Consider the following 14,764-nt stretch of genomic DNA (forward strand, 5'->3'; position numbering starts at 1 on the left):
TCGAATATTTTCTCCGATTAGATTTATGTTCCACCTATATTCCGATTTAGGAAAGTGTCATTTTACATTCAACGCTCATGGATTGTGTCACTGTGAATTAGCACTTTCGGAATCGTGGAGATTTTGAATCTCAATAACTGCCAAACCCTCGATATATTTGCGTTTACCCGTATTTTGGTGAGGCTCTTACATAGCAATTCATTTTACTGGTAGTGACAATCGTACGTAGCACGTGTGACAATCCTTCAGTAGAAACTGTTCTGTCCATACATGACCGTTATGGGGTCACCTTAACTGGATTCTTAAGGGAACGGAGGAAGAACGAGCGGCACACTTAGAGTTAGCTTCTTCCTGAAAAGGCTTGTCAGAAGTTTGATTTCGAAAGTATAAATTAAAAAGTGACTAAGGATATATTGCGCCTTTGATTCCTCTGATACGGTAGATGAATCAAGGGCTTTTCTTTTTAAGTGAATCTTATATTCGATTGGTCAATCCGAAGCCTAAGAAGTCTCTAAGTCGATCTCATAATGATATAGCAGTAGTTCAAGAGTCAAATAAAGTTTCTCTAAATCCAGATCATAATCCCATCCTCAGCGTTAAGGTCGCCACGAAGGATACCGTTGATATGTTGCTGTAATCACCAATGTTTTTCTCACTTTTGTCAGCCTTATAAAATTAAAAAGGAATTCGTCTGATAAATGTTTCTTTGGAGACAGACCGATACACAAAGTGCCCGCAATGTTTGTAAAAATCCTTTGCAATTTCCCCTAAGTACGGGGAGATTTCTTCTCCGACAGTATCGTGACGCGATAAATATATCAAACACCTTGGCGAAAATGAAGACAGAATATAAAGAGTTGTATAGAAAGAATAGAACAGCCAGGCAGAAAGCTAAGAAGATGAATATGCAGGTTTCTATTGATTTCGAGCAGCCTAAGGCTAGTGGGTATTTAATCATGGTGGTGGCAAGAAAGCTCAGTTGCTCAATAATAGTGAAGTAGATTTACAGTAATCGACATTTTAATAATGTGGTTAAAAAGTTTTAGTCCTATGTGACTATATTACACTTTTCATTTTGCTATAATAGGAAGTAATTATAAACTGAGGATCTTTGTGGATAGAAGTCAGAGGTTATCAGGTCCTTTTCATTCAAATGGAAAAATATATTATAGTTAAAAAGGTGGATATCGATGTATTTAGACACGGTTAATATCTGGAATTGGAGAAAATTTGGAGAGCGCGATAGTGGGGAACCGGGGATGACGGTGACTTTCAATCCTCACTTAAATGTAATCGTTGGAGAAAATGATTCTGGTAAGACTACGATAATTGATGCTGTGAAATTAGGTTTAAATACGAACAGCCAAGATTCTTTGTGGATAAAAGAAACGGACTTCCACGATAGCGATAAGCCAATAAAGATAGAGTATGTATTTAAGAATCTGTCTGAAGATGAGGAGGCATTTTTCTTTGAATGGATTTATTTTAGAGAAGGCATTTCGTACTTGAGAATTTTCTTAATTGCAGAACAACAACTTGATGTTAATTTGAAATCTAAAATTACTAAAAGCATATCTGGTGGAGAAGAAGGAAGAGAACTTCCATTAAGCGATAGTGTCAAACAACTTTTGACTGTTACATATTTAAAACCATTACGAGATGCAGAATTAGAGTTGAGTCCTGGTAATCGGTCAAGATTTGCTCAAATACTTAAAAACCTTAGTTATTTTCGAAACGATTCTGGTGCTTCAAAAACAGAAATTGAAGGAATTCTATCCAGTGCTTTTAGTGATATTCAGTCTATTATAGACAAGCCTGTTTTAGAAAAAATGAACGAGATTATTAAAGCGTTTTTCGAAAAGAATAGAACGAAAAATCCAGAAATAAAACCTAAACATATGAAATTTGAAGAAGCATTAAGGAAGTTAGAATTGAATTTGGGGGATGTAGGTAGTGGACTTGGCAGCTCGAACTTGTTATTTATGGCCGCTGAATTGATTCTGTTAAGCGACAATACAATAGGAGCAAAAATTGCTTTAATTGAAGAGATCGAAGCGCATATCCATCCTCAAGCACAATTGAGGTTAATAAAGTATTTTGAAAGAAAAAGTAAAGAAGAAGGAATACAATACATCCTTACATCCCATAGTCCTATATTAGCTTCATCAATTTCTCTAGAACATCTCATTCTTATCTACAACAACATGGCATATCCCATGAGAGCTGGATTAACGCGCTTAGAGAACGGCGACTATAAGTTTCTTGAAAGATTTCTAGATGCAACAAAATCAAACATGTTTTTTGCTCAGGGCATTATTTTTGTGGAAGGCGATGCAGAAAACTTATTAATGCCAACATTAGCCGAAGTAATTGATAGACCGTTACATGATTATGGAGTATCTATTATAAATGTAGGTAACTTAGCCTTTAAAAGATACACATTAATTTTTCTTCGGAAATTCGAACCTAATCTTAACTTCCCAGTTTCGATAGTCACGGATTTAGACCTAAAGCCTGTGTCATATTATGGTGATGAAATATGTTACTTTGAAGTAGATCAGACAGATGAGCAGGAAATAAAAAAAATAATAGTTTTCGAAAGCGAAGAAACGCTTATTGGAATATACACTCGCTTCAATGTTCTAATCAAAAAGTTAAGCAGAATTTTAAAAAAAGATGTTAAACCTGATGAGATTGAGGCCCTGCATACTTATTTACAAAGGAAAGACAAGTTGAAATTCAATGATATGCTAAATAATAAAGAAAGCGCAATCCAGACAAATCTATTGCACACTATTGAGAAAACGAAAGTGTTTATTAGCAAACCGTGGACATTAGAATTTGCGATTGCTGAAAGTACATTGTCAGATTTATTACAAGAAGCAATCTTAGAGGCTAATTATAAAGAAGAAAAGAATCGAGAAACTGTAAAAAATGAATGGGCAAAAATTGAAAATGCTGAAGAGAGAGCCGTTCATATTTATCAGTTTATGTTAGATCTCGACATATCTAAAGCAGTAGTTTCACAATTGTTATCAGAAAAAATCATTAATAACAAGAGTGAACTGGCATTAACGATTGAAAATGATCCAAAATTAAAATACTTAATTGATGCTATTAAGCATGCAACAGGTGGTGTGTAAATGAGCTATAAAGTAGAAAGCTTTGACCTAGTTGAACAAGCCATTTTAAACAACAAGAAGTTCAATGATAATCAGAGGGAATTTATTGAACTCATGGAGACCAGCTATATAATAGCTGGTCCAGGTGTGGGAAAAACTACGTGTTTAGCTGCAAAAATAGTACTTCTTCTAATGGAAATAGCGAGTGAAAATTCAAAAGGTGCAATTTGTATTATTACTCATACAAATGTAGCTGTAGACGAGATAAATAAAATTTTGAGACGATTAGGACTTTCCCAAATAAATCATCCTCATTTTGTTGGAACGATCCATAATTTCTTCAATACATTCTTGTCGATTCCTTATATAAAGAAAGAGTTTAGTCCAACAAACATTAGATTTGATGATAGCAAAGAACATCTGGAGCTAATTACGACATTAGTTCATAAAAGCCCATACTTTGGTAAGTGGAGCAATAAGAGTGTTAGAGAATTTGTTGCAAAAACCATTAATCAAAGTGAGTTAGTTTATGACGAGGTCGACGATAAATTTATCTTATTAAATACAACTGGTTGGGATAAGTTTGAAAAACATTATGGTCCAATGTTAGAAATTAAGTTGCAGTTAAAGAGACTAGGATTCTTCTCTTATAATGATACTTTTTTATTTGCAAAAGTGGCGCTAGCAAGAGGAAAGATAGGGACTTTGTTAAGAAGAAGATTCAAGTATATATTTGTGGATGAGTTTCAAGACACTGATGTTAACAGTCTTGAAATTCTTAAAAAGTTATTTGCATGTGAAGGGAATATTCTGCAGTTTATTGGCGACCCAAATCAAACACTCGATTTTTACGGGCAAATGCCACGTATAGATGACTTTCCAAATTTCGAATTAAAGGTATGTAATAGATTTGGAAAACAGCTTGGAGATCATCTTTTAAATATTGTGAGTGGGGCAAGGATGGAATATGTTGCTGAAAAGATATCATTTAACCCCGTTCTAATTATTTACAATTCAAACGATCAATTAATTCCTTTCTATAAAGAGATTTTTTCAGAGTATTTTGCGAATGAGGATTCAGGAAACAACAAGATGAAAGATAGTATTTTATCAATTAGGAGAATAGCAATTGATGAATACCAAACTAGCAGTAAACACGGTCCCTCAAGAAATTTCATCAAAATCAATGAGTCTTTTACTTCACATTTAATTAAAGTAATCAATGAGTTCATTTTCATGAGAATTTCTAAAAGTGGTGAATTTCAGTATGATGTTAGAAAATGGATAAAAGAGCATCCTGTGCAGATCGATTTGAAAAAAAATCTAATTAGATGTATTAAGTCAGGTCAACTAAACAAAACTGACTTAGTAAAAACAATTAACTCAGTACTTTCAGAACAGGGAACATCACAAATTAATGCTTCTAATTCTATTTTTAATCAATTAGAAATGATAGTTAAGCTAGCCAACGATTCCGTTGTTCTTGAACATGAGAAAGAAGAAGATGAGTTTGTATTTGGGACAATACATTCTGCTAAAGGTGAAACGCATAGATCGGTTTTGCTAATCGATTCAAACGCGGCAGATATGATACATACGAAAATGCTTAAATCATTTTATTGTCTCGATCAGGAGAACTATGACAGTGAGTGGGTTGCTAGAAATTTACTATACGTAGCGATGAGTAGGCCTACTCATTTGTTTGCATTTGGCATGGACGCAAGACATATTAAGGCAGATGAGATTACTGTCTTTCAAGATAAAGGATGGGATATCAGATATGCTTTTAGTGATAAAATGCCAGAATTAAAATTGAGTTTTTGAGCTATCGAATCACGTATAAAATATAGCACTTTATTTAGTTAAGTAGTTGGTTATTAGGAGAGATTAAATTTGGAACTTACTTGCGACACCAGCAATCTTAACTGCAATTATTACTAGTATTGTTGCTTTATTAAGTCTAATTATAAAAAGTCGGATCCTTATGCAGGATTGAAACTTCATATCAGCTCTTCTGGAGATGAAAAGAAGAATAGACCTGTTGTTATCTTTTATCATGGAGCAGGGTTTTCCAATAATAAGGTAAATGCTCCTCAGTTCCAGCATCTTGCCGCTCATTTTACCTCGTTAGGGATGGTCTCTATTAGCGCCGAATATCGGCTGCTTGAAAAGGAGGGCTTGTTCTCCCCTATAGAAAGTTTGATAAATGCCAAATCGGCGATTCGCTGGGTTAGGGAGAAGGCTGACGAACTTGGAATAGATCCAAATAAGGTTATAGCTGCCGGTGCGTCTGCAGGAGGATATTTATGTCTGTGCTGCGCTCAGATTGAACACTTTAATGATCCAAATGACGATGTTCAAATCAGTTCTGTACCCGATGCGATGATCATTTTTAACGGAGGGGTCAATTCTAAACCGTTAATCGATCTTTTCCCGGAATTGGCGGATGAACTCTTGATTTCTTTACCGATTTATCATATCAAAGAAGGGCTGCCACCGAGCCTATTATTCCATGGAACGAATGATTTGAATATTCCGCTACAAGATATAATCGCTTTTACAGATACAAGCAAACGGATAGGCAACTCCATAAAGCTAGTTACATTTGAAGGAATGGGACACGGGTTTTTCAATTTCGGGGCCCATGATAACATACCCTATCATCGAACGTTATTAGAGATGGAAACATTCTTGAAGGATCTTGATTTTTGAAGTAAATACACATTTACAATAAAGATTCTGGAAGGGATTTGTATACATATGGGGCTCGATGCTTATGTGGAATGTAATTGCCTGAAGGAGGGAAAAGCAAAACCGCCCCCTTTTGATATTAGCTTAGTGGAATGGACGGATGAGGGGATCGATGTATCGCCTACAGTAGATGACGAAACTTATTACTTGTTTGTGAACTGGCGGAAGCATGCCTGTGAGCATGAGAATTTCAAGTATTATCATAACAGAGTGGCCAATATTGCAGGGAGCAACTTCTTGTTTGGTGCTATGCAGAGATTGGAACGCGAAGATTACCCACTGTTAAACTCGATATGGAATAAACCTGTGGATGCCGTTCAGGCGGGTAAGGCTCTTGAGGAATTGAATACTTTGGAATCAAGGATCAACGTACTTCAAGGGGTTTTTCTTGTTGAATCCCAATCGCAGAAGGAATATGTAAAGGCTCTGCCTGGCGATGACAGTTGGTTCTACGCCGCAGGCAGCGAGTATACTTACCGGTTGAATGAGAGAGGTTTCTACATCGTAGACCGGAATAGCCGTGAGTTATTTCGTTCAATGGCGTTCTCCCAGGATGTGATCGATTCTCAAGAGGAAGGTCGTGCGCACCCGCTGGTGAGGTTTCAAGATAACGTGACGGGATACATTCATGAAGCTTCACATCCCTTCAGCACAAAGACCTGGGGAGTGGACGAACTCTATTATCCCACCTCTCTGCAAGTCGTTATCAGGGAGCTTAGGAGCTCCGATCTTTCCTCGGTTGAAGTATTAAGAGAGCTGTTCGAAGCTTCCCTCACAACGGGAAATCCGATCATATGGACGTAAATAATTCAAACTAAAAACTGGAGGCGTACGTATTGATGAATATGGATCAAATCTATCTCATTACCGATATACCCGGGTATTCACCACAAATAAGTCGGTTGATATCTATGATGAATTATGCGAGACACACGACCCTTGCAGCGACCAAGGATTTAACCGTAGCTCAACTGGATTATTTGATGGATGCGGAGAGCAACTCGATCGGTTCATTACTGTTGCACTTTGCGGCTGTTGAATATGCCTATCAAGCTGAAACCTTTGAAGGAAGGGATCTAACGGAAGAAGAGTTAAGTGTATGGGGGCCGGCTTTAAGTTTGGGTGACGCAGGTCGGGAGCAGATCAAAGGGAATGACTTAAACTACTACTTACAACAAATGAATACGGTTCGAGCCAGAACCCTGGAATTATTCAAGACCGTAGGTGACGATTGGCTAAGCAAAGAAGAACCCTTCTGGCATGACAAGCCGGCAAACTACTATTTCATGTGGTTTCACGTCTTTGAAGATGAAATTAACCATAGAGGGCAAATCGCATTGATTAAAAAGAGATTTAAATAATAGTCGATAGAATTGAAGGTCGCTCTGAAACGTAAATATGCAAATGGGGCAGACAACATTAAAGAAGTTATAAAGATGTCATCTGCTCCCATTTGTAGATATGCTCGCCTTTCCGGCTACGGATCGCAGTCCGGTACATTGCTTCTGCAATTTTCCGTGCTTGGATAGGTTTGTATTGGTTTAACTTTCCGATAAAAAGAGGTGAGAATACCGGACTCAACACAGCCGAAACCTTCTCTCCAAAGCGGAATTCATTTCTTTTGCCAAGAATCAGAGAGGGCCGGAAAATATGTAAAGAGGGGAGCTGTAATTGGCTCAAGGCCGCTTCAATTTCTCCCTTGACCCGACTATAAAAAATAGAGGACCGGGGATCTGCTCCGATGGCAGACACAATTAGAAATTGCTGAGCTCCTTGCTTCGCGGACAATTTGGCCGTCTGAAGGGGATACTCAAAGTCAACTTTCCTAAAAGCCTCTTGCGAACCGGCCTTTTTTATCGTTGTCCCCAAGCAGCAGAACACATCATTTACCGCAAACTCATCCTCATAATTGTTCAATTCATCAAAATTCACCAGACATTGTGTAAGCTTGGGATGGTCGATGGATATTGGCGTACGAACCAACACCTTTACTTTCTCATATTCGTCGGACTCCAATAAAAGCTGCAAAAGCTCGTTTCCCACTAGTCCGGTTGCACCTACGATAAGTGCGCTGCGATTCTCCACATTCATTGTATATGCCGCCCCTACATCATATTTATTCAAGTATATCACAGTCTGAAATACACAGGATGTCTATGTGTCCGCCGCCGCCAATTCGAATGGAAAGACCGTCCTATTAGTTAAAATTTAAACTAATTACAAATAATAGTAGATTCAAGCCCGGAAAATGGTCGACATTTTTTGGGCTTTTTTGTGAACAGGGATTTTAAGGGGATCATGAGGGAATTCCCTTATGGGAAGTAAGGAAGAACACTTTCATACTGTAAGTAGAAGAATGAAGGCAATTGGATTCCCCTCTAATGAATTCATTCTAGGAAGAAGGAGTGATCACTTCGCATGAAAAAGAGATCAGGTCTAAAGTTTTTTAAACCTATTGAGAGTTATTCGGGAAACTGGTCGATTCTTGAAGAAAAAAGCCGGGAATGGGAGAACATGTACCGCGGCCGCTGGTCCCACGATAAAGTGGTGCGTACAACGCACGGCGTGAACTGTACCGGATCTTGCAGCTGGAAAGTGTTCGTTAAAAACGGAATTATAACTTGGGAAAATCAACAAATCGATTATCCGTCCTGCGGACCGGATATGCCGGAATTCGAACCTCGCGGTTGCCCGAGAGGAGCGTCGTTCTCCTGGTATGAATACAGTCCGCTTCGGGTGAAATACCCCTATATGCGCGGCCGTCTGTTGCGGCTGTGGAAAGATGCCTTGGCTAGACATGATAACCCGGTCGATGCTTGGGCAAGCATTGTCGAGGATCCTGAAGCCTCTAAATCGTATAAACAAGCTCGCGGTAAAGGCGGCCATGTCCGGGTGACTTGGGAAGTAGCATCCAAGTTAATCTCGGCGCAACTGATCTATACCATTAGAAAATATGGACCGGACCGTATTGCCGGATTTACACCGATCCCGGCTATGTCGATGATCAGCTACGCTTCGGGAGCACGCTTCATCTCCTTGCTGGGCGGCGAAATGCTGAGCTTCTACGACTGGTATGCGGATTTGCCGCCGGCTTCCCCGCAAATCTGGGGCGAACAAACCGATGTTCCGGAATCGTCCGACTGGTACAACTCGGGCTATCTGATCATGTGGGGCTCCAATGTTCCGCTGACCCGGACACCGGACGCGCACTTCATGACAGAGGTCCGTTACAAGGGGACGAAGGTCGTATCCGTTGCTCCTGACCATGCCGAGAACGTGAAGTTTGCGGACAACTGGCTTGCTCCTCACCCGGGAACCGATGCGGCGATCGCTCAAGCGATGACGCATGTCATTCTGGATGAGTTCTACATGCAGCGCCAGGAGTCGATGTTTATCGACTATGCCAAGCAGTATACCGATATGCCTTTCCTCATTATGCTGGAACCGCATGAAGGCAAATACAAGGCAGGCCGATTCCTGCGAGCGAGCGATCTGGGAAATACCTCTGAGCACGCAGAATGGAAGCCGGTTATCTATGATGAAGCGGCTGGAGAAGTGATCGTCCCTAACGGAACGATGGGCCAACGCTGGGAGAAAGACACGAAATGGAACCTGATCCTTGAACGGGAGGATGGAACCCCGATCAAGCCGGCTCTCTCCGTGGAACATCACGGTGCGGAATGGACAGAGATCGTGTTCCCTTATTTTGACGCCAACGGAAACGGGACGTTCAACCGTTCAATTCCGGTGAAGACGATCACTCTGGCTGACGGAAGCACCCGACTCGCGGCTACCGTATTCGATTTGATGCTCAGCCAATACGGCGTGAAGCGGATCGACAGCGGTTTGGAAGCGAAGGGGTACGACGATGCAGATTCCCATTACACGCCTGCTTGGCAGGAAAAAGTAACGGGTGTCAAGGCTTCGCTGGTCGTGCAAATCGCCCGCGAATTTGCCCAAAACTCGCTGGATACCGGCGGACGTTCGATGATCATCATGGGCGCGGGGATCAATCACTGGTTCAACAGCGATACCATCTACCGTTCCATCTTGAACCTGGTGGTATTGACGGCATCGCAAGGTGTGAATGGCGGCGGCTGGGCTCACTACGTAGGCCAGGAAAAATGCCGCCCGATCGAAGGCTGGTCCTCAATCGCGTTCGCTAAAGACTGGCAAGGTGCGCCGCGTCAGCAAAATGCGACCTCGTTCTTCTATTTTGCGACGGATCAATGGAAATACGAAGAAATGAACAATGAATCGCTCAAATCGCCTACAGGCGGTGAGATCAAATATAGCCATCCGGCGGATTACAACGTACTTGCGGCGCGGCTTGGCTGGTTGCCATCATACCCGCAGTTCAACAAGAGCAGCTTGGCATTTGCGGAAGAAGCAGCGGCCAAAGGTCAAACGACCAATGCCGAAATCATTCAGCATGCCTATGAGCAAGTCGTATCCGGCGAAACGAAATTTGCGGTAGAAGACCCGGATGCACCTGAGAACTTCCCGCGCTCCTTGTTCGTTTGGCGCTCGAATCTGATTTCGAGTTCGGCCAAAGGCCAAGAATTCTTCATGAAGCATCTGCTTGGAACTCATAACGGACTGTTATCGACGCCGAATGAGGAAGAGAAGCCGGAGGAATTGGTTTGGCGCGATGACGTGGAAGGGAAGCTGGATCTGTTAGTCGCTCTCGATTTCCGGATGACGGCTACCCCAATGTACGCCGATATCGTACTGCCGGCAGCAACTTGGTATGAAAAGGTGGATCTGTCCTCCACGGATATGCATCCATTCGTCCATCCATTTAACCCGGCGATCGATCCGCTGTGGGAATCCAGATCGGACTGGGATATCTACCGGACGCTGGCGCAAACCTTCTCGGAAATGGCGAAGGATCATTTGCCGGGCGTGTACAAGGACATTGTGTCTTCACCGCTGGGCCATGACTCTATCGCAGAAATTTCGCAACCGTTCGGCCAGGTCAAGGACTGGAAGAAGGGCGAAGTGGAGCCGGTCCTCGGTAAAACGATGCCGAACTTCTCCATTGTGGAGCGGGATTATAGTCAAATTTACAATAAATACGTAACACTCGGCCCGAACCTGGAAACCGGAAAAGTCGGTGCGCACGGCGTCTCGTTCCCGGTTCATGAAGAATACGAAGAGTTGAAAAAGATCAACGGCACGTATTTCGACGAATCGATTAAAAACGGACGTCCGAAGCTTCACACCGCGAAGCAAGCGGCCAATGCGGTACTGCATATTTCCTCGGCGACGAACGGTAAAGTATCGCAGCGGGCATGGGAAGCCGCCGAACAAGATACAGGCGTGGCGCTAAAAGACATTTCGGCCGATCGTGCCGCGGAACGGATTACATTCGCAAGCATTACGGCCCAGCCGCGCGAAGTCATCCCTACGCCGGTATTCAGCGGCTCCAATAAATCGGGACGCAGATATTCACCGTTCACGACGAATATCGAGCGGCTGGTACCGTTCAGAACCTTGACGGGTCGCCAGCATTTCTATCTGGATCATGAAATCTTTATGCAATACGGCGAGGCCCTGCCGGTGTATAAACCGACGTTGCCGCCAATGGTATTCGGTCCGCGCGACAAGCAGATTACCGGAGGCAAAGACACCTTGGTGCTTCGTTACCTGACGCCGCACGGCAAATGGAACATTCACAGCACGTACCAGGATAATCTGCACATGCTCACCTTGTTCCGGGGAGGCCCGACCGTCTGGATGAGTCCGGAGGATGCGGAACCGTATCAAATCAATGATAACGATTGGGTCGAAGTATATAACCGAAATGGCGTCGTAACCGCAAGAGCCGTAGTCAGCCACAAAATGCCAAAAGGAACCATGTTCATGTACCATGCTCAGGATAAACACATCAATGTTCCGGGCTCGGAAATTACGAAAGAACGCGGGGGCAGCCACAATGCTCCGACGAGAATCCATTTGAAACCGACGCAAATGGTCGGCGGTTATGCCCAGTTGAGTTACGGATTTAACTATTACGGCCCGATTGGCAACCAGAGAGACGTATACGTAGCCGTCCGCAAAATGAAGGAGGTCGACTGGCTTGAAGATTAAAGCACAAATCGCCATGGTGATGAACCTGGATAAATGCATCGGCTGCCATACTTGCAGCGTGACCTGCAAGAGCACCTGGACCAACCGCGAAGGCGCCGAATATATGTGGTTCAACAACGTAGAAACCAAGCCGGGGATCGGCTATCCGAAGCGCTGGGAGGACCAGGAGCAGTACAAAGGCGGATGGACGCTCCGCAAAGGGAAATTGGAGCTGAAGGCAGGGACCAAGCTGTCCAAAATCGCGCTCGGTAAAATTTTCTACAACCCGGATATGCCGGAAATGAAGGATTACTACGAGCCTTGGACTTATGACTATGAGAAGCTGACCAACTCCGGTGAGAAGAAGCATCAGCCTGTCGCCCGTCCTAAATCGGTCGTCAGCGGCGAGACGATGGATCTCGACTGGGGTCCAAACTGGGAAGATGATCTGGCCGGCGGACATATTACCGGTCCCAAGGATCCGAACATCGAGAAGATCGAAGAAGAGATCAAATTCAACTTTGAGCAATCCTTCATGATGTACCTGCCGCGTCTGTGCGAGCACTGCCTCAACCCGAGCTGCGTTGCTTCTTGTCCGTCGGGTGCCATGTACAAACGGGATGAGGACGGAATTGTCCTCGTCGACCAGGAAGCTTGCCGCGGATGGCGGTACTGCATGACCGGCTGCCCTTACAAGAAAGTTTATTTTAACTGGAAAACAAACAAAGCCGAGAAATGCACGTTCTGCTTCCCAAGAATCGAAGCAGGCTTGCCAACAGTTTGCTCCGAGACTTGCACAGGTAGAATCCGTTACCTGGGCGTGCTGCTCTATGATGCCGATAAGGTTCTCGATGCGGCTTCCACGCCGGACGAGAAAGATCTGTACAAGGCACAATGCGATCTCTTCCTGGATCCGAACGATCCGGCGGTCATCGAACAAGCGCGCAAAGACGGCCTTTCCGAAGAATGGATCGAAGCTGCTCAAAATTCGCCGGTATACAAACTCGCGATTGAGTATAAATTGGCTTTCCCGCTTCACCCGGAATACCGGACACTGCCTATGGTATGGTACGTACCGCCGCTTAGCCCGATCATGAGCCATTTTGAAGGCAAGGATTCCATCCAGAATCCGGACATGATCTTCCCGGCTATTGAGGAAATGAGAACACCGATCCAATACTTGGCCAACATGCTGACTGCAGGCGACACCAAGACGGTCAAGGAAGCTCTGCAACGTATGGCGATGATGCGTCAGTATCAGCGGGCTCAATTCTCGAAGAAGCCATTTGATGATAGCCGTTTGGAAAGAGTCGGCTTAACTGCGCATCAAATTGAAGAGATGTACCGTTTGCTCGCCATAGCCAAATACGAGGATCGCTTCGTAATCCCGACTTCGCATAAAGAAGGATATATGGATCCGTACCGTGCCCAAGGCATGGAAGGCTTCGGCATAGACTGCGATGGCTGCGGACCTGCTTCGCCGAAGCCAAGCGCCAAGAGCGGCAGAGAGCAGTACGAAGAAAACTTTTATGGAGGGATCTGGCGTGATTGATCTGGTAAAGCTTACCGAATACAAGGAAGCCTTCGGCTTTTTTGCACGGCAATTGGCCTATCCCGATAAACAAGCTTTTTCGGAAATGACAATGGATGGGGCATTAGCCCCTTCCATTGATTCTCTGATTGACACTTACCGGGAAGAAATGCAGAAGCTCAGTATGGATGAAATCGAGGAATTGTATGTGCAAACCTTCGATTTCCAGAAAGCGTCGACCTTATATATGACGTTTGCCAAATACGAGGACAGCAAAGAGCGGGGCAACATGCTAACTGCTCTGAAGGCGATCTATGAAATGTTCGGATTGAATATTTCGGATACGGAACTGCCGGATTATTTACCTTTGATGTGCGAGTTTCTGTATGCGGCGGAATGGCCGGATAACGAGCATGCCGAAGCGAGCATTAATACTTTGGTGAACATTGTGGAAGACGGAAGCTATGGTCTGATGAAATCTTTAGAGAAGTATAACAGCCCGTACTTTTACTTGGTAAAAGCATTAAGAGAAACGTTCAAACTATGTCTCCGGAAGGAGGTTGAAATTCATGAACATGATTGATCAATTTGCCTGGGTTATTTTCCCTTATTTATGCGTTGCCGTATTTATCGTGGGACACATCTTCAGATATCGTTACGATCAATTTAACTGGACCGCCAAATCCAGCGAATTTATTGAGAAGAAGCAGTTGATGTTAGGCAGCCTGCTGTTTCATATCGGCATTATTCCCGTCATCCTGGGTCATGTCGCCGGTTTAGGGATTCCGAAGGAATGGATGAACGCCATCGGGGTCAACGAGCATTTGTACCACCTTGGCGCGATGTACGGCGGAGGACTGTTCGGGGTGATCACGTTTGCGGGAATGCTGATCCTTACTTCGCGTCGAATTACGAAGCGGACCATCCGTAAATTAAGCTCGACATCCGATCTGATCGTGAATGCATTATTGTTGTTCATTGTGTTTATGGGGGTATATTCCACCTTTGTTACTAACAATGTTCAACCGGATTTCGATTACCGTGACACGATTTCTATCTGGTTCAGAAACCTGTTCCTGTTCAAACCTGAAGCTGCTTTGATGGTTGATGTTCCGCTAAGTTTTAAAATTCACATTATTACAGGATTTCTTATTTTTGCCTTTTGGCCGTTTACGCGCTTGGTTCATGTATGGAGTGTCCCCTTGAATTATGCCCGGAGAAGCTATATTCTTTATAGAAAGAATCGCGGACAATCAGCACGGCATTAAGGAGTTCAAGTTAGGGAGAC

At 43.4% G+C, this 14,764-nt stretch carries 10 protein-coding genes; 9 read left to right on the plus strand and 1 reads right to left on the minus strand.

The genetic code is table 11. The features are described 5' to 3' along the window. Positions 1-1,190 precede the first annotated feature (1,190 nt). The 5 genes from NYE70_RS04140 to NYE70_RS04160 all read left to right on the plus strand — a co-directional run bounded on the left by NYE70_RS04140 (position 1,191) and on the right by NYE70_RS04160 (position 7,234). Entirely contained in the window at positions 1,191-3,143 is a 1,953-nt protein-coding gene (locus tag NYE70_RS04140; protein ID WP_341045088.1) for an ATP-dependent nuclease, read from the plus strand. After that, complete coding sequence (locus tag NYE70_RS04145) at positions 3,144-4,946, plus strand: UvrD-helicase domain-containing protein (protein WP_341045089.1); 1,803 nt, start codon at positions 3,144-3,146, stop codon at positions 4,944-4,946. Between the two features lie 168 nt (positions 4,947-5,114). Next, the gene (locus tag NYE70_RS04150) at positions 5,115-5,834 is read left to right on the plus strand and encodes an alpha/beta hydrolase (RefSeq protein WP_341045090.1); all 720 of its coding nucleotides are present in this window, start codon (positions 5,115-5,117) and stop codon (positions 5,832-5,834) included. A 126-nt stretch (positions 5,835-5,960) separates the two neighbouring features. Further along, positions 5,961-6,677, plus strand: a complete 717-nt coding sequence (locus NYE70_RS04155) for a hypothetical protein (protein ID WP_341045091.1) — start codon at positions 5,961-5,963, stop codon at positions 6,675-6,677. A gap of 35 nt (positions 6,678-6,712) precedes the next feature. Continuing rightward, entirely contained in the window at positions 6,713-7,234 is a 522-nt protein-coding gene (locus tag NYE70_RS04160) for a DinB family protein (protein ID WP_445323828.1), read from the plus strand. 67 nt (positions 7,235-7,301) lie between these two features. Here NYE70_RS04160 and NYE70_RS04165 read toward each other — a convergent pair whose 3' ends face one another. Beyond that, positions 7,302-7,964: an oxidoreductase gene (locus NYE70_RS04165; protein ID WP_341045092.1), complete on the minus strand. Its 663-nt coding sequence runs from the start codon at positions 7,962-7,964 to the stop codon at positions 7,302-7,304. A gap of 327 nt (positions 7,965-8,291) precedes the next feature. Between NYE70_RS04165 and NYE70_RS04170 the strand changes: the two genes are divergently transcribed. Genes NYE70_RS04170 through narI form a run of 4 tightly spaced genes read left to right on the plus strand, consistent with a single transcriptional unit; the run spans position 8,292 to position 14,744 of the window. Continuing rightward, positions 8,292-11,966: a nitrate reductase subunit alpha gene (locus tag NYE70_RS04170; protein ID WP_211020305.1), complete on the plus strand. Its 3,675-nt coding sequence runs from the start codon at positions 8,292-8,294 to the stop codon at positions 11,964-11,966. Continuing rightward, positions 11,956-13,497 (plus strand): nitrate reductase subunit beta, encoded by a 1,542-nt coding sequence (narH, locus tag NYE70_RS04175; protein WP_341045093.1) that lies wholly within the window; start codon positions 11,956-11,958, stop codon positions 13,495-13,497. Before NYE70_RS04170 ends, narH begins: the two co-directional genes overlap by 11 nt. After that, positions 13,490-14,059, plus strand: a complete 570-nt coding sequence (gene narJ / locus NYE70_RS04180; protein ID WP_211020307.1) for a nitrate reductase molybdenum cofactor assembly chaperone — start codon at positions 13,490-13,492, stop codon at positions 14,057-14,059. The genes narH and narJ overlap by 8 nt, the downstream gene beginning before the upstream one ends. Further along, a complete protein-coding gene (narI, locus tag NYE70_RS04185; RefSeq protein WP_290408546.1) occupies positions 14,046-14,744 on the plus strand; it encodes a respiratory nitrate reductase subunit gamma in 699 nt (232 codons plus the stop codon). The genes narJ and narI overlap by 14 nt, the downstream gene beginning before the upstream one ends. Positions 14,745-14,764 lie beyond the last annotated feature (20 nt).

This window comes from Paenibacillus sp. FSL R5-0407, assembly GCF_038009185.1.
GTDB lineage: Bacteria > Bacillota > Bacilli > Paenibacillales > Paenibacillaceae > Fontibacillus > Fontibacillus vini.